The organism is Modestobacter sp. DSM 44400, from assembly GCF_900107175.1.
GTDB lineage: Bacteria > Actinomycetota > Actinomycetes > Mycobacteriales > Geodermatophilaceae > Modestobacter.
Genome location: NZ_FNOZ01000003.1, coordinates 62,104 through 79,449, shown reverse-complemented (window position 1 = coordinate 79,449; position 17,346 = coordinate 62,104). Strand labels below are relative to the sequence as shown.

The following is a 17,346-nucleotide window of genomic DNA, read 5'->3' as shown; positions in this document are numbered from 1 at the left end:
GTCGACGGGGACAGTCGTACCTGACGACCCTGTGCGCCAGCCGCTACCCGCCCGTTTCGCCCTGCAACCTCCACACGGAGACGTGGCCGGACGGGTGTGACCGGGCGACCTCGACGTACCCGGCGCGCAGGTCAGCGAGCACCCGCGTCGTCCGCTGGGCGTGCCGCACCCAGCCTTGCGCACGGTCCAGCCCAACGACCAGAACGTAGTCGAGCCGCCCGGTGACGGCGGCCAGGTGCACCCAGGGCGGCACCGCGTCCAACCCGTCCAGCCCCGGGTCGAGGGCCCGACGGAGTTCCGCCCCGTCGGCGAACCGGACCTGGAAGTAGGGGTAGATCGCCTCGTAATGGCCGATGTCCACGCCCTGCGCCCGGACGGCCAAGCCGCTGGAGAGGTGGCGCAGCGGGTCGGGGCCGCCCGGCACCGGCGCCACACCGTCCCGGTTGCCGCTGAACCGCAGGACGGCGAAGGTGGCGCCCGCCGGCAGGTCCGCCGCAACCGACAGGACCTCCGCGGCGTCACGTTGGTCGTGCAGCTGGCTGGGGAGCCGCACGAGCACGGCAGCGGTCGCCGCGACGACCAGGCAGCCCGCCGCGAGCTGGCGGGTAGAGACCCGGGTCGGTGGCGCTGTGGCGCAGAACAGCACGAGCAGGAGCGGAGGGAACCAGGCCAGCCGGTCGGACAGGAACCCATACTCCTCCCCCAGCTGCTCCGGGGACAGCAGGAACCCGACCGCGGAGAGCGCGGTGGCGGTCCCGAGGATCACCCGGTCCGCCCGCGCCCGGCCCACGCCGGCCCGGCCCGGCGCCCCGAGCGAGAGCACCTCATCGACGCGAGCCGGCCGCAGCGCCCGCACCAGGAGCCCGGCCAGCACGCCGGCCACCAGCACCGACGGCACGATCTCCCACCAACTGCCGACCACCAGCGGCCGGTACAGGGTCAGCAGCGACGCCACGCGGGCAGCCCCCGGCCAACCGGCGGCGGCCCCGTGCCGACCGTCGCCACCGACCAGGAAGCCGACGCTGAGCGCGAGCGACGGCAGCACCGCCACGGCCGGGCCGGCCAGGTGGCGGAAGACCGCCCGAGCCGGCCGCAGGTCGCACGATACGTCGCTGACCACCCGGCCGACGCCCAGCCCGGCGACCACCACCGTGGCCACCGTGTACGGCAGCAGGTGCGCCGACCAGGTGAGCAGCAGGAGCAGACTGAGCACCCCGGCGCCGGCCAGGGTCCATCCGTCGCGGCGGCGCAGGGCCCAACCCATGGCGAACAGCGCCAGGGCCACGCCCCAGCAGAAGTTGTAGAAGCCGTAGACGACCAGCTCGCTGCCGGCCAGCGGCAGCGCCGCGACGGCCAGCCAGCCGGCCCGGCGGTGCACCCCGCGCAGGGCGTAGTGCAGGCCGGCCACCAGCAGCACGACGAACCCGGCAACCACCACCTTCTCAGCGGCGCCCGGGGTCAGCACCGCCAGCAGGAGGGCCAGCAGCGCGGTGGTCAGCATGTTGGGCACCGGATCGAGGTCGATCGCGTAGTGCGTCCGGAGGAGCTCGCCCACGGCCCCGTCGTCCCCGTGGTGCAGCAGGACCCAGGCGCCGTCGACGTGCGCCGGGCCGTCCTGAGTGAGCACCACCGGCAGGAGGAGCCACGGGGCCAACTGCACCGCCAGGCCGGTCAGCAGGAGGACCGTGGGCCAGCGCGCCCGGGCCCACCCGACCCGGGACCCCGGCGACCGGCGCCCGGTCCCCGCATCGGACCGCCCGCCCACGCCGCGGGTCAGCCCGAGCGCCGGGCGGTGAACCGGCCGTCCTGCCGCTGCACCGTCAGCGGCAGTGCGAACGCCTCCGACAGCAGCGGTGCGGTCAGCACGTCCCCCACCGGCCCGGCCGCCAGGACCTCGCCCTCGCGCAGCAGCAGCGCGTGGGTGTAGCCGGGCGGGATCTCCTCGACGTGGTGGGTGACCAGCACCTGGGCCGGCGCGTACGCGTCGCGGGCCAGGTCGGTCAGCCGGGAGACCAGGTCCTCCCGGCCGGCCAGGTCCAGCCCGGCACCCGGCTCGTCGAGCAGCAGCAGCTCTGGATCGGTCATCAGCGCGCGGGCGATCTGGGTGCGTTTGCGCTCCCCCTCGCTGAGCGTGCCGAAGGGCCGGTGGGCCATCGGCGCCACCCCCCACTGCTGCATCAGCATCGCCGCCCGGGTCAGGTCGTGGACGTCGTAGCGCTCCCGCCACCGCCCGACCACGGCATAGCCGGCGCTGACCACCACGTCGCCCACCCGCTCCGCCGCGCTGATCCGCTGGGCGATGGCCGCGCTGGTCAGCCCGATCCGCGGCCGCAGCTCGAAGACATCGACCGCCCCCATGGTCTCCCCCAGGATGCGCACCTCGCCGGAGCTGGGGTGCATCTGCGCCGAGGCGAGCTGCAGCAACGTCGTCTTACCCGCGCCGTTGGGCCCGAGGAGCACCCAGCGCTGGTCGGCCCGGACGGTCCAGTCGACGCGGCGCAGCAGGTGGGCCTGGCCGCGGATGACGTCGACGTCCCGGATCTCGACGACGGGTTCACTGTCCACGGACGCCATCCAACCAACCCCGCGGGAGTGTCGGCGACGCGGCCAGCAGTCCGGTGGCCGGCGGTCGGGCACGATGCGACGGGTGAGTGCATCGAGAACGGGCCCCTCGGTCGAGGTCTGGCCCGGCACGTCGGCACCGCTGGGCGCGCACTGGGACGGCACGGGCACCAACTTCGCCCTGTGGTCGGCCGGGGCGACCGGCGTGGACCTGTGCCTGTTCGACGCCGACGGCACCGAGCACCGCGAGCGCCTGCAGGAGACGACGCACCAGGTCTGGCACGGCCGGCTGCCCGGGGTCCGCCCCGGGCAGCCGTACGGCTACCGGGTGCGCGGACCGCACGACCCGGCCTCCGGCGCGCGCCACAACCCGGCGAAGCTGCTGTTGGACCCCTACACCCGCGCCGTGGACGGCGAGCTGCGCCTGTCCCCCGCCCTCTTCGGCCACCGGCAGTCCGACCCCTCCGCGGCCGACCCCGCCGACTCCGCGCCGTTCGTGCCGCGGGGCGTGGTCATCCACGACTCCTTCCCCTGGGAGGGCGACGCGCGGCTGCACACCCCCTGGTCGGACACGGTCGTCTACGAGGTGCACGTCAAGGGCGCGACCATGCTGCACCCCGACGTCCCGCCGGCGCTGCGCGGCACCTACGCCGGCCTGGCCCACCCCGCCTTCGTCGAACACCTGGAGTCGTTGGGCGTCACGGCGGTCGAACTCCTCCCGGTGCACCACTTCGTCAGCGAACCGCACCTCCTGCGCCGGCGGCTGACCAACTACTGGGGCTACAACACCCTGGGCTACTTCGCCCCCCACGCCGCCTACAGCGCCACCGGCTCGGGCGGCGGGCAGGTCACCGAGTTCAAGGCGATGGTCAAGGCACTGCACGCCGCGGGCATCGAGGTCGTGCTGGACGTCGTCTACAACCACACCGCCGAGGGCGACCACACCGGCCCGACGCTGTCGTTCAAGGGGATCGACAACGCCGGCTACTACCGGCTCGGCCATGAGGACCGCTCGCGCTACACCGACTACACCGGCTGCGGGAACACCCTGGACGTGCGCCGTCCGCCGGTACTGGCGCTGCTGATGGACTCGCTGCGCTACTGGGTCGAGGAGATGCACGTCGACGGCTTCCGCTTCGACCTGGCTTCTGCGCTGGCCCGCTCGATGCACGACGTCGACCGGTTGTCGGCGTTCTTCGACGTCGTCCACCAGGACCCGGTGGTCAGCCAGGTCAAGCTGATCGCCGAGCCGTGGGACGTCGGCGAGGGCGGCTACCAGGTGGGCAACTTCCCGCCGCCGTGGACGGAGTGGAACGGCAAGTACCGGGACACCGTGCGCGACGTGTGGTCCGGCGCCCGGGTCGGCGTCCGGGACCTCGCCTACCGGCTGACCGGCTCCTCGGACCTGTACCGCTCCGACGGGCGCCGGCCCTTCGCCTCGGTCAACTTCGTCACCGCCCACGACGGGTTTCCCCTGGCCGACCTGGTCGCCTACGAGCGCAAGCGCAACGAGGCCAACGGCGAGGACAACCGGGACGGCGAGAGCCACAACCGGAACTGGAACTGCGGGGTCGAGGGGCCCACCGACGACCCGGCGGTGCAGGAGCTGCGCGGCCGGCAGGTGCGCAACCACCTGGCGACCCTGCTGCTGTCCACCGGCGTGCCGATGATCACCGGCGGCGACGAGCTGGGCCGCACCCAGGGCGGCAACAACAACGCCTATTGCCAGGACAACGAGGTCTCCTGGCTGGACTGGGGCGCGATCGACGCCGACCTGTGGACGTTCGTGTCCCGGCTGGTGTCGCTGCGGCGGGGCTCGCCGGTGCTGCGCCAGGAGGCCTTCTTCGAGGGCGGCGAGATACCGGGCACAGCGCTGCCCGGCACCGGGGGCACCCGCGACCTCGCCTGGTTCGCCCCCGGTGGCGGTCAACTGACCAGCAGCGACTGGTTCGACACCGGGCTGCAGACCATCGGGATGTACCTGGACGGCCGCGGCATCCGGCACCGGGACGAGCGGGGCCGACCGGTGGTCGACGACTCCTACCTGGTGTGGCTGCACGCCGGCCCGGACGCGCTCCAGGTGGAGCTGCCCGGGCCCCCGTGGGGTGACGGCTACGAGCTGGTCGTGGCCACGGAGTACCCGACGGGCGCGCCGCCGCGGCCCACCGCGATGGCGCCGGGCCCGGTCGAGCTGCCCGGCCGGTCCGTCTGGGCGCTGCGGGTGCTCCGCAACCCACCTCCGGCGATGGGCAGGAACGGCTACGCCGTGCTGAGCGCGACCTGAGGCGCAGCGGGCGCCGCGGAGTAATACGCCTGCGGCGGATTACTCCGCGGGCTGCTCGAAGGTGATCACGGTCCAGCCCAGCAGCAGCCGGTCGCCGTCGGCGAGCGGGTGGGAGACGCCGGGCTCCAGCTGCGTCCACTCGGTGGCCTCGGGGCCGGCGACGTGCGTGCCGTTGAGCGAACCGAGGTCGGTGAGCGAGACCTCGCGACCGGTCCGCTGGATCGCCGCGTGGGCGGAGGACAGCACGTTCTGGGTGTCGGCGATCGGGACCGGCCTGGCGTTGCCACTGGTGACCAGCTCGTGGCCGTCGGGACGGCGCCCGAGGACCAGGTCCTCATCGACGTTGACGACCATGCCGTCGTCGAAGCGGAGCACCGGCGCCGCGGTGGACTCCGGGCGCCAGAAAGCGGTGGACTCCCCGACCTGGCCCATCGGCTGGGAGACCGGGCCGCGGCTGGAGCTTCCGAAGCCGGCGTCGGAGCCGGCGGTGAAGGACTCGGCCGGCGGCAGCGCGGTGGCCGGCGGAACGACCACGCCGGAGGGGCCCGCGACGGCAAGCTGCAGCAGCGCGCCGGCGCCGGGCACGGTTCCCTCGGTCAGGTCGAAGGCGACGCCCGGAGGCATCGAGGCGGCCGGCTGGCCGGGGCCCACGTAGAGGGTCTGGCCCAGGGCGAAGCCGCTGGCGAGAGTGCAGCCGTCCACCGAGGAGCCGGACACCGGGACGCCGTCCACGGCCGGCTGGCCCTTGCCCGACCACAGCGCGACGCCGGAGCCCGAGCCGGCGGCGGTGTCGGCGAGCACCAGGGCGAAGGACGCCGGGCCGTCGGACAGCCGGGAGACCTGCCCGGCGACGGCGGCCAGCACGCGCTCGGCGCCGGGACCGGCCACCCCGAGACAGGCGTGCAGGGCGGCCACCAGGGCGGGGGAACCGGGAGCGTCCACCCACAGCAGGCCGCCGCCACGTCGGGCGACGACAGAGTCTCCGGGGAGCACCTCACAGCGGTCGGGCATGCGGACCAGCCTAGTTGCGCCCAGCGGGATGCGGAGCCGGGCGCCCCGTGGCACGCCGGATCTTGGCGGCGTCCACCGCACCCCGTGCACCACCGGTCACCACCGGTCGCACCAACCACTGCTGTGCACGCGGTCCGGAGGACCGCTGTGACAATCCGGCGCGGGACCCGGAGGGTTCCCGCCGGGGTATCACGAAACGGCTCCGCGCGGACCGGGCACGGCTCCTGGCCGCGGTGGGAGTCCGGAGGACGACAGTCTGGCTACGCGTTGACGACCACGCCCAGCTCGGCGGGGTCCGCGAGGTGCTCGGAGTGCGGGAGCACCCGCACCGTGTAGCCGAAGGCACCGGTGCGCTCCAGCGGCACGTTCGCGGAGAACCAGTGCCGGGAGCCCTCCGTGAGGTCGTGCCGCATCGGCACGGTGGTGATCTGGTGCAGGCCGTCGGCGTCGTCGACCCGGCCGAAGGCGGCCTCGACCCGGACGTCGCCGGGGGTCAGGCCCGGCAGCTCCACCTCGGCCCGCAGGTCGATGCTGGAGCCGATCTCCGGGGTGTCGCCCACCCCGGTGGCCTCCACGTGGGCGACCCGGATGCCGTGCCAGTTCTCCAGCAGGTGCCCGCGCCAGGCGGCCTCGCTGCGCGCGACCTCGTATCCTCCCGTGGCCAGCGACCGGGCCGAGCCCGCCGCTGGCACGTACAGCTGCTGGACGTAGTCGCGGACCATCCGGGTGGCCAGGACCTTCGGCCCGGTCACCCGGAGGGTGTGCCGCACCATCTCCACCCAGCGGGTCGGGATGCCGTCGGCGTCGACCTCGTAGAAGCGTGGCAGCACCTGCCGGTCCAGCAACTCGTAGATGGCGTGCGCCTCGACCTCGTCGCGCCGGTCGTGGTCCTCCACGCCGTCCGCGGTCGGGATCGCCCAGCCGTTCTGGCCGTCGAACCACTCGTCCCACCAGCCGTCGCGGATGGAGAGGTTGAGGCCGCCGTTGAGCGCGGACTTCATGCCCGAGGTGCCGCACGCCTCCAGCGGGCGCAGCGGGTTGTTCAGCCACACGTCGCAACCCCAGTACAGGTAGCGGGCCATGCCGATGTCGTAGCCGGGCAGGAACGCGATCCGGTGCCGGATCTCCGGGTCGTCGGCGAACTTCACCATCTGCTGGATCAGCTGCTTGCCGCCGTCGTCGGCCGGGTGGCTCTTGCCGGCGATGACCAGCTGGATCGGTCGCTGGGGGTCCAGCAACAGCGCCTTGAGCCGCACGGGGTCGCGCAGCATGAGGGTGAGCCGCTTGTAGGAGGGCACCCGGCGGGCGAAGCCGATGGTGAGCACGTCGGGGTCGAAGGCGGTATCGGTCCAGCCGAGCTCGGCCTCCGCGGCCCCGCGGGACAAGGCAGTCTCCTGGATCCGACGGCGGACCTCCCCCACCAGCCGTCCGCGCAGCAGGCGACGGGTGTTCCACAGCTCGCCGGCGTCGATCCGGTCCACGCCGTCGAAGAACACGTCGCCGACGACGTCGACCGGCTCGCCCTGGCTGGTCGACTGGGTGCCCAGCTCGACGAGCTCCCGAGCGGTCCAGGTGGGGGCGTGCACGCCGTTGGTGATCGAGGAGATCGGCACGTCGTCCTCGTCGAACCCGGGCCACAGATCGCCGAACATGCCGCGGCTGACGTGGCCGTGCAGCTGGCTCACGCCGTTGGCGCGCTGACCCAGCCGCAGGCCCATGTGCGCCATGTTGAACTTGCTCGGGTCCTCCTCGGCGCCCAGCGCGAGGAGCTGGTCGACCGGGACGCCGAAGCCGGCGAAGTACCGCTCGATCAGCGCGCGCGGGAAACGGTCGATGCCGGCCGGGACCGGGGTGTGGGTGGTGAAGACCGTCCCCGCGCGCACGGCCTGGAGCGCTTCGCCGAAGGTCAGCCCGTGTGACTCGGTCAGCTCCCGGATCCGTTCGACGCCCTGGAAGCCGGCGTGGCCCTCGTTGGCGTGGAAGACCTCCGGCTGGGCGGTGCCGGTGAGCGAGCAGTAGGCGCGCAGCGCGCGCACGCCGCCGATGCCCAGCAGCATCTCCTGGCGCAGCCGGTGGTCCTCCCCGCCGCCGTAGAGCCGATCGGTGACCCCGCGCTCGGCGGGGGCGTTCTCCTCGATGTCACTGTCGAGCAGCAGCAGCGACACCCGGCCGACCTGGGCGCGCCAGACGTGCGCGTGCAGCATGCGGCCCTCGGGCAGCGGCACGGTGATGACCACGGCGTTGCCATCGGCGTCGCGCAGCAGCTTCACCGGCAGGCCGTGCGGGTCCAGCGCGGGGTAGTGCTCCAGCTGCCAGCCGTCGGCCGACAGGCCCTGGGAGAAGTAGCCGGCCCGGTAGAGCAGCCCGACGCCGATGAGCGGGACGCCGAGGTCGGAGGCCGCCTTGAGGTGGTCGCCGGCCAGGATGCCCAGGCCGCCGGAGTACTGCGGGAGCACCTCGGTGATGCCGAACTCGGCGGAGAAGTAGGCAATGGTGGCCGGGGCGTCCGCGCCGAGGGACTGGTACCAGTGCGGAGCGTCGAGGTACTCCTGCAGGTCGTCGGTGACGTCCTGCATGCGGCGCAGGAAGCGGCGGTCCTTGGCCAGCGCGGCCAGGCGCTCGGCGGACACCTCGCCCAGCACCTGGACCGGGTCCCCGCCGCAACTACCCCACAGTTCGGGGTCCAGCGCCTCGAACAGGTCACGGGTCTCGGGGTGCCAGGACCACCGCAGGTTCATGACGATCTGCGACAGCGGCAGCAAGGCCCCGGGGAGGGATGCTCGGACGGTCAGTCGGCGGAGGGCTCGCACAGGTCCGACCCTAGCGGCCGAGGAGGCCCTGCACCGGTCCTCGAACAGATCCCGAGGACCCTCCGCGCTGACCCCGCGGCGACGGGGCGTGGACCGCCGATGTGCCCGTGGGGCAGTTGATCGCTAGCGTGACCGGCGATGAATGGCCGCGCTGACCTCCGCCTCGGCATCACCGATGTCGCCCCCGTCGTGTCCTGCGGGTCGTTCTCGACCCGCGCCGTGGTCGGTGAGCACGTCCCGATCACCGCCACCGTCTTCCGGGAAGGCCACGACGCGGTGGGCGCCAACGTGGTGTTCACCCCGCCGGCCGAGCCGGACCGGCGGGCCGGTCGCCCCCCGTTGGTGCGCATGGTGGAGTTCGGTCCCGAGCCCGACCGGTGGCTGGCGACCGTCGTCCCCGACCGGGAGGGGCTGTGGACCTTCCAGGTCGAGGCCTGGGACGACCCGCTGCGCACGTGGCACCACGACGTCGAGGTCAAGGTTGAGGCCGGTCAGGGCGCCGACGAGCTGGCCAACGACCTCGAGTCGGGCGCCCGGCTGTTCGACGAGGTCGCCGAGGCCGCACCCCGGGAGCACCGGGCCGCGCTCACCGCGGCCGCCGTCGCGCTGCGCGACACGTCGCTGGAGCTCATCGCCCGCCTCACCCCCGCGCTGTCCCCCGCACTGCAGCGCGTACTGCAGGACAACCCGGTGCGCCGCCTGGTCACCCGGTCGCCGCGCTACGAGGTGTGGGTCGACCGGCCCCGCGCTCTCTACGGCTCCTGGTACGAGTTCTTCCCCCGCTCGGAGGGCCCGGTCGTCGGCGGCACGAGGACGCACGGCACCTTCGCCCAGGCCGCCGAGCGGCTCCCGGCGATCGCCGAGATGGCTTTCGACGTGGTGTACCTGCCGCCGATCCACCCGATCGGCACGGTCAACCGCAAGGGCAAGAACAACACCCTCGTCGCGCACGACGACGACACCGGGTCGCCGTGGGCCATCGGCAGCGAGGAGGGCGGTCACGACGCCGTCCACCCGCAGCTGGGCACGCTGGAGGACTTCCGCGCCTTCGTCGACCGGACCCGGGAGCTGGGCATGGAGGTCGCGCTCGACCTGGCCCTGCAGGCGGCCCCGGACCATCCGTGGGTCACCTCGCACCCGGAGTGGTTCACCACCAAGCCCGACGGCACCATCGCCTACGCGGAGAACCCGCCGAAGAAGTACCAGGACATCTACCCGCTCAACTTCGACAACGATCCCGACGGTCTCTACACCGAGGTCCTGCGGGTCGTGCGGCACTGGATGGACGCCGGCGTCCGGATCTTCCGCGTGGACAACCCGCACACCAAGCCGCTGAACTTCTGGCACTGGCTGATCTGGGAGATCAAGAAGGCCGACCCCGACGTGCTGTTCCTGGCCGAGGCGTTCACCCGGCCGGCGATGATGCACCAGCTGGCCCGGATCGGCTTCACCCAGAGCTACACGTACTTCACCTGGCGCACCCAGCGCGCCGAGCTCGAGGAGTACGGCCAGCAGCTGGTGGAGTCCGCGCACTACATGCGGCCCAACTTCTTCGTCAATACCCCGGACATCCTGCACGAGTCCCTGCAGCTCGGCGGCCCGCCGATGTTCAAGATCCGGGCTGTCCTGGCGTCGATGCTCAGCCCGACCTGGGGCGTCTACTCCGGCTTCGAGTTGTTCGAACACGTCGCCGTGCGCCCGGGCAGCGAGGAATACCTGGACACCGAGAAGTTCCAGTTGCGCCCCCGGGACTGGGCGGGTGCGGAGGCCGCCGGGCGGAGCCTGGCGCCCTACCTGCGTCGGCTCAATGAGGTGCGGCGCGCGCATCCGGCGCTGCAGCAGCTGCGCACCCTGCGCTTCCACCCGGTCGACAACCCGCGGCTGCTCTGCTTCTCCAAGACCGACCCCGGCTCGGACGACGCCGTCCTCGTGGTCGTCTCCCTGGACAGCACCAACACCCAGATCGGGACCACCTCGGTGGACCTGCCGGCGCTGGGCCTGGACTGGTCGGACCGGTTCGCCGTCACCGACGAGATCACCGGCGCGACCTACGACTGGGGCCAGTTCAACTACGTCGAGCTCGACCCCCACCGCGAGCCCGCGCACGTGTTCACCGTGCACCGCGCCCTGCCGCCGGGGCCCATCTCCCTCGCCTGACCGGCCCAGCCCGACCAGCACACCCGAGATCGAGGACACCCCCGCCCCATGAGCCTCCCCGTCCCCGACCAGTCGACCCCCGGCGCGGCCGAACAGTCCACGCTGCCGCCGCCGGGCTCGGACCCCGAGTGGTACAAGCGCGCCGTCTTCTACGAGGTGCTGGTGCGCGGCTTCGCGGACAGCAACGCCGATGGCATCGGCGACCTGCGCGGCATGATCAGCAAGCTGGACTACCTGCAGTGGCTCGGCGTGGACTGCCTCTGGCTGCCACCGTTCTTCGCCTCTCCGCTGCGCGACGGCGGCTACGACGTCAGCGACTACACGGCGGTGCTGCCGGAGTTCGGGAACATCGAGGACTTCCAGGACCTCGTCGCCGAGGCGCACTCCCGGGGCATGCGGCTGATCATCGACTTCGTCATGAACCACACCTCGGACCAGCATCCCTGGTTCCAGGCCAGCCGCAGTGACCCCGAGGGTCCCTACGGTGACTTCTACGTATGGGCCGATGACGACACCGGCTACGCCGACGCGCGGATCATCTTCGTCGACACCGAGAGCTCGAACTGGACCTTCGACCCGGTCCGCAAGCAGTACTTCTGGCACCGCTTCTTCAGCCACCAGCCGGACCTGAACTTCGAGAACCCCGCGGTCTGCGAGGCGATCATCGACGCCCTGCGCTTCTGGCTGGACCTGGGCATCGACGGCTTCCGGCTCGACGCCGTCCCCTACCTGTTCGAGGAAGAGAGGACCAACTGCGAGAACCTGCCCAAGACGCACGCCTTCCTCAAGAAGGTGCGCAAGGTGGTCGACAAGGAGTACCCGGACCGGGTCATGCTGTGCGAGGCGAACCAGTGGCCCGGCGACGTCGTCGAGTACTTCGGCGAGGACGGCGACGAGTGCCAGATGGCCTTCCACTTCCCGGTGATGCCACGGTTGTTCATGGGCGTCCGGCGGGAGCAGCGGTTTCCGATATCGGAGATCATGGCGCAGACGCCGGCCATCCCGGACAACTGCCAGTGGGGCATCTTCCTGCGCAACCACGACGAGTTGACCCTGGAGATGGTCACCGACGAGGAGCGCGACTACATGTGGGGCGAGTACGCCAAGGACCCCCGCATGAAGGCCAACATCGGCATCCGGCGCCGGCTCGCCCCGCTGCTGGACAACGACATCGACACCCTCGAACTGTTCACCGCCCTGCTGTTGTCCCTGCCCGGGTCGCCGGTCATGTACTACGGCGACGAGATCGGCATGGGCGACAACATCTGGCTCGGTGACCGCGACGGCGTCCGGACGCCGATGCAGTGGACGCCGGACCGCAACGGTGGCTTCTCCACCGCCGACCCCCAGCGCATGCACCTGCCGCTGATCGCCGACCCGGTGTACGGCTACCAGGTCACCAACGTCGAGGGCCAGCTGCGCAACTCCAACTCGATGCTGCACTGGATCCGCACGATGATCTCGGTGCGCAAGGAGCACCCCACGTTCGGCGTGGGCAGCTACGCCGAGGTCGGCTCCCGCAACCCCACCGTGCTGTCCTTCGTCCGCGAGTTCGGCGACGACGTGGTGCTGTGCGTCAACAACCTGTCCCGCTTCCCGCAGCCGGTGGAGCTGGACCTGCGCCGCTTCGAGGGGTACATCCCCATCGAGCTCACCGGCCGGGTCGAGTTCCCCCAGGTCGGCGTCCTGCCCTACATGCTCACCCTGGCCGGCCACGGCTTCTACTGGTTCGAGCTGGCGAAGGCCGCCGAGCCCACTCCGGACGCAGACGACGGCTGGGAGACGACCACAAGCAGCAGCGTCGCGCAGTCCCTGCTCGACGCCGGGGTGGTGGGCGCCACCGACCTGCCGACCGGTAGCGGCGGGCGGGGTGTGGAGTCGATCGGCGGAAAGGCGATCGGCGGCACGGCGACGTCCGGAACCACCGACCCCGACGGAGGGGCCCGATGAGACTCTCGACAGCACGGTGTAACCGTTCCGCTCCTGCACCGGAGGTGGGTCGATGAGCGCGTTGACCGACATCCTGGCTGACTGGATCCCGAACCAGCGCTGGTTCGGGGGCAAGGGCCGGCACTGGGCCGGCGTCACCGAGGAGGGCTTCTTCCTCGACCAGTCCGACCCCGCGCTCTCGGTGCACCGGGTGCGGATCAGGTACACCGACGGCGGCACCGACACCTACCTGGTGCCGCTGTCCTGGCGGGACGCCCCGGCCGACGAGCTGGCCAACGCCTTCGTCGGCGCGGTCTCGGGCGCACACGGGTCGAACTACGCCTACGACGCGATGCGCGACCGTGACTCGACCGTGCCGTGGCTGACCCACCTGGTGGCCGCCTCGACTGTCGGGCCGATGCACTTCCACCCCGCGGGCAGCTCCTCGTCGGGCGGGGCCCACATCCCCGAGGGTCTACCCGGTGACGTGATCTCCACCGAGCAGAGCAACACCTCGCTGGTCTACGGCGAGAGCGCGATCCTCAAGCTGTTCCGCCGGCTCGAGCCAGGGCTCAACCCCGACGTCGAGGTGCACGACGCGCTGCGCGGCACGGAGAACCCGCACATCGCGCCGCTGCTGGGGTACATCGAGGTCAACGACCCCGACCCGGCGCAGGAACCGGCGACGGTGGCGATGCTGCAGGCCTTCGTGCCCAACGCCAGCGACGGCTGGCGGCTGGCCACCTCCAGCGTGCGCGACCTGTACGCCGAGGCCGACCTGCACGCCGACGAGGTGGGCGGCGACTTCGCCGGGGAGAGCGAACGGCTGGGCGAGGCGACCGCCTCGGTGCACGCCGACCTCGCCCGGGTGCTCCCCACCGAGCCGGCAGACCGCGACTGGTACACCACGACCGCCGAGCAGATGACCGCCCGGCTCGAGGCCGCCGTCGAGGTGGTACCCGACCTGGCCGAGCACGCCGACGGACTGCGGGCGCTGTACGCCGCGGCCGCCGCCTCCGATGAGCCGGTGGTCCGCCAGCGTGTGCACGGTGACCTGCACCTGGGTCAGGTGCTGCGCACCACCACGGGCTGGATCGTGCTGGACTTCGAGGGCGAGCCGGCCCGGCCGCTGGCCTCCCGTCGCCAGCTGGACACCCCGCTGCGCGACGTGGCGGGGATGCTCCGCTCCTTCGACTACGCCGCCCGGCACATGCTCGTCGAGCAGCCCGGCGACCCGCAGCGCGCCTACCGGGCCCAGGAGTGGGCCGAGCGCAACCGGCACGCCTTCCGCGCCGGCTACGCGGCCGCCGCGGGCGTCGGGCTGGACGCCGCATCCCCGCTGCTGCGCGCGTTCGAGGCCGACAAGGCGGTGTACGAGTGCGTCTACGAGGCGCGCAACCGCCCACACTGGCTCATGATCCCCCTCCAGTCGGTGTCCCGGCTGACGACGACCGACTGACTGCAGACAGGAACGAGGGACCTCGCACCATGACGATCGACGACGCTTCCACCCCCGCGCCCGGCGGCGAGCCTGCCGACAAGGCCGAGCTGATGCGCCGGGTCGAGGAGATCACCGAGTCCGTGCGGTCCGACGCCGCCACCGCCGACGAGCCGACGGCACCGCAGGCAGCCGCCGCCCCGGCCAGGGAGACCGCGGCCAAGCGGGCACCGGCGGTGCGCAAGGCCGCCGCCAAGAAGGCGTCCCCGGCCGCAGGCGAGGACGCCGTGGGCGAGGACCAGGCCCCGGCCCCGGCCAAGAAGGCGACGAAGCCGGCTGCGGCGAAGAAGACCGCCGCAGCCCCGGTGCCCGATGGCGACGCGTCCGCGCCGGCGAAGGCCACCAAGCGCGCCCGGGCGACGAAGAAGGTGACGGCCACCCCGGTTGTCGCGCCCGCCCCCATCGCCGAGCCGGGCAACCCCTCGGCACCCTCGGCCCCGCAGCCGGAGCCGCCGAGCCGCGACCCGGCCGAGCCGAGTACCCCGCAGGCCCCGGCCGACGGCCAGCAGGCCGGCACGGGCGGCAGTTCCCCGGCCGAGACGGCGTCCGAGCCCGGCGACCCGGGCCGCACGGACACCGGCCCCGAAAGCGCCAGCGGTGCCGTGACGACGCCTGGCGGGTCCGCACCCACCCCGGCGGCCACGCCGGCCGCCGCCGTGCCCGCCGGTGCCGAGCCGGCGCTGGCCGAGCCGGCCGGGTCCGGCGCCCCGTCCGCCGCCGGGGTGCCGACGACGACGCAGGGCCGGGAGGTCAGCGAGGAGGAGCTGCGCGCCGTCGTCGAGGGCCGGTCGTACAACCCGCACGGCGTGCTGGGCACCCACCAGCTGCCTTCCGGGTGGGCGGTCCGCACGCTGCGGCCGGACGCCGCGGCGGTCACCATCGTCGACCAGGACGGCAGCCGGTACGACGCCACCCAGGTGCACGACGGCGGGGTCTTCGAGGCCCGGCTGCGCGGCCAGCCCGGCGACTACCGGGTGGAGGTCACCTACCCCGACGCCGAGGGCGGCACGAACACCCACGTCGTCGACGACCCCTACCGCTGGCTGCCCACGCTGGGCCAGCTCGACCAGCACCTCATCCGCGAGGGCCGGCACGAGCAGCTGTGGACCGTGCTGGGCGCGCACGTGCGCGGGTTCGACACCCCCGGCGGCCACGTCGAGGGCGTCTCCTTCGCAGTCTGGGCCCCGAACGCGCGCGGCGTGAAGGTGACCGGCGACTTCGACTACTGGGAGGCCCGCGCCTACCCGCTGCGGTCACTGGGCTCCTCCGGCGTCTGGGAGGTCTTCATCCCGGGCGTGCAGGTGGGCACCCGCTATCGCTTCCACGTGCTCGGTACCGACGGGCAGTGGGTGGTCAAGTCCGACCCGATGGCCTTCGCCACCGAGGTCCCGCCGTCCAACGCCTCGGTCGTCACCGAGTCCGCCCACGTGTGGGGCGACGACGAGTGGATGACCCAGCGGGCCGAGGGCAACTGGCACCAGCGCCCGATGAGCGTCTACGAGGTGCACGCCGGCTCCTGGCGGCAGGGCCTGTCCTACCGGGACATGGCCGACGAGCTGGTCGCCTACGCCACCGACGCGGGGTTCACGCACCTGGAGTTCATGCCGCTGGCCGAGCACCCCTTCGGCGGCTCGTGGGGCTACCAGGTCACCTCTTACTACGCCCCCACCTCCCGGTTCGGCAGCCCGGACGACCTCCGGTACCTCATCGACCGGGCGCACCAGGCCGGGCTGGGGATCATCGTCGACTGGGTGCCCGGGCACTTCCCCAAGGACGAGTGGGCGCTGGGCCGATTCGACGGCACCGCCCTCTACGAGCACGGCGACCCGCGCCGCGGGGAGCAGCCAGACTGGGGCACCTACGTCTTCGACTTCGGTCGCTCCGAGGTGCGCAACTTCCTGGTCGCCAACGCCCTGTTCTGGTGCAAGGAGTTCCACGTCGACGGCATCCGGGTCGACGCCGTCGCCTCGATGCTCTACCTGGACTACTCCCGCAACGACGGCGAGTGGACGCCCAACGTCTACGGCGGACGGGAGAACCTCGAGGCGGTGGCGTTCCTGCAGGAGATGAACGCCACGCTCTACCGCGAGATCCCCGGCGTGGTGACCATCGCCGAGGAGTCGACGTCCTGGCCGGGGGTCACCCGGGCCACCCACCTGGGCGGTCTGGGCTTCGGCTTCAAGTGGAACATGGGCTGGATGCACGACTCGCTGGCCTACATGTCCAAGCAGCCGGTGCACCGCAGCTTCCACCACAACCAGCTGACGTTCTCCCTGGTCTACGCCTTCTCCGAGAATTACGTGCTGCCTATCAGCCACGACGAGGTCGTTTACGGCAAGGGCTCCCTGCTGCGGAAGATGCCCGGGGACCACTGGCAGCAGCTGGCCAACCTGCGCGCCTTCCTGGGGTACATGTGGGCGCACCCGGGCAAGCAGCTGCTGTTCATGGGCTCGGAGTTCGGCCAGCTGTCGGAGTGGGCGGAGAGCCGCTCGCTGGACTGGTGGCACCTCGACGATCCGGCGCACTCCGGCGTCCTGCGGCTGGTCCGCGACCTCAACACCGTCTACAAGGACACCGAGGCGCTGTACTCCCAGGACTCCGACCCGGCCGGCTTCCAGTGGATCGACGCGAACGACGCGGGCGGCAACACGCTGTCGTTCCTGCGCTACGGCGCCGACGGCCAGGTGCTGGCCTGCGTGGCGAACTTCGCCGGCAATCCGCACCAGGAGTACCGGATCGGGCTGCCCCGCGGGGGTCGCTGGCGCGAGCTGATCAACACCGACTTCGACGGCTACGGCGGCTCGGGGGTCGGCAACTACGGCGGCGTGGACGCGGTGGCGGAATCCTGGCACGGGCAGCCCTACTCGGCAACGCTGACCGCGCCCCCCCTGGCCACGGTGTGGTTGGTCCACGAGGGGCCCGACCCCGACGAGGCGGCGGCCGACCCGGAGCAGGCGGCCGGCGAGGCCTCCGGCGGCGTCGAGGGGCTCGACATCCCCTAGGCCTGAGTCCGGCCGGTGGTCCCCCGCCCTCCCTCGAGAGGGCGGGGGACCACCGGGTCCGGCAGGATGGAACGGCCTGCCGGATCGTCCCGG

Annotated in this window: 9 protein-coding genes; 5 read left to right on the top strand and 4 right to left on the bottom strand. The window is 72.4% G+C overall.

Annotation, left to right across the window (positions count from 1 at the left end):
• Positions 1-43: 43 nt before the first annotated feature.
• Positions 44-1,765 carry a hypothetical protein gene (locus BLW04_RS03680; protein WP_091537446.1) on the bottom strand — a complete coding sequence of 574 codons (1,722 nt, stop codon included), beginning with the start codon at positions 1,763-1,765 and terminating at the stop codon, positions 44-46.
• 8 nt (positions 1,766-1,773) lie between these two features.
• Positions 1,774-2,574 (bottom strand): ABC transporter ATP-binding protein, encoded by an 801-nt coding sequence (locus tag BLW04_RS03675; RefSeq protein WP_091537535.1) that lies wholly within the window; start codon positions 2,572-2,574, stop codon positions 1,774-1,776.
• A gap of 73 nt (positions 2,575-2,647) precedes the next feature.
• On the opposite strand from BLW04_RS03675, the gene glgX reads away from it, so the two are divergent.
• Positions 2,648-4,846, top strand: coding sequence for a glycogen debranching protein GlgX (gene glgX, locus BLW04_RS03670; protein ID WP_254781014.1), 2,199 nt, complete (start codon positions 2,648-2,650; stop codon positions 4,844-4,846).
• Positions 4,847-4,885: 39 nt separating this feature from the next.
• On the opposite strand, the gene BLW04_RS03665 is transcribed toward glgX, so the two are convergent.
• Both BLW04_RS03665 and glgP read right to left on the bottom strand, forming a co-directional pair.
• Positions 4,886-5,857: an FHA domain-containing protein gene (locus BLW04_RS03665; RefSeq protein ID WP_091537445.1), complete on the bottom strand. Its 972-nt coding sequence runs from the start codon at positions 5,855-5,857 to the stop codon at positions 4,886-4,888.
• Positions 5,858-6,117: 260 nt separating this feature from the next.
• Positions 6,118-8,667: an alpha-glucan family phosphorylase gene (gene glgP / locus BLW04_RS03660; RefSeq protein ID WP_091537444.1), complete on the bottom strand. Its 2,550-nt coding sequence runs from the start codon at positions 8,665-8,667 to the stop codon at positions 6,118-6,120.
• Positions 8,668-8,805: 138 nt separating this feature from the next.
• On the opposite strand from glgP, the gene BLW04_RS03655 reads away from it, so the two are divergent.
• Genes BLW04_RS03655 through glgB form a run of 4 tightly spaced genes read left to right on the top strand, consistent with a single transcriptional unit; the run spans position 8,806 to position 17,253 of the window.
• The gene (locus BLW04_RS03655) at positions 8,806-10,824 is read left to right on the top strand and encodes an alpha-1,4-glucan--maltose-1-phosphate maltosyltransferase (protein WP_091537443.1); all 2,019 of its coding nucleotides are present in this window, start codon (positions 8,806-8,808) and stop codon (positions 10,822-10,824) included.
• Positions 10,825-10,872: 48 nt separating this feature from the next.
• Complete coding sequence (gene treS, locus BLW04_RS03650) at positions 10,873-12,774, top strand: maltose alpha-D-glucosyltransferase (RefSeq protein WP_091537442.1); 1,902 nt, start codon at positions 10,873-10,875, stop codon at positions 12,772-12,774.
• A 52-nt stretch (positions 12,775-12,826) separates the two neighbouring features.
• Positions 12,827-14,212 carry a maltokinase N-terminal cap-like domain-containing protein gene (locus tag BLW04_RS03645; RefSeq protein WP_091537441.1) on the top strand — a complete coding sequence of 462 codons (1,386 nt, stop codon included), beginning with the start codon at positions 12,827-12,829 and terminating at the stop codon, positions 14,210-14,212.
• Between the two features lie 29 nt (positions 14,213-14,241).
• The gene (glgB, locus tag BLW04_RS03640) at positions 14,242-17,253 is read left to right on the top strand and encodes a 1,4-alpha-glucan branching protein GlgB (RefSeq protein WP_091537440.1); all 3,012 of its coding nucleotides are present in this window, start codon (positions 14,242-14,244) and stop codon (positions 17,251-17,253) included.
• The last annotated feature ends 93 nt before the right edge of the window (positions 17,254-17,346 follow it).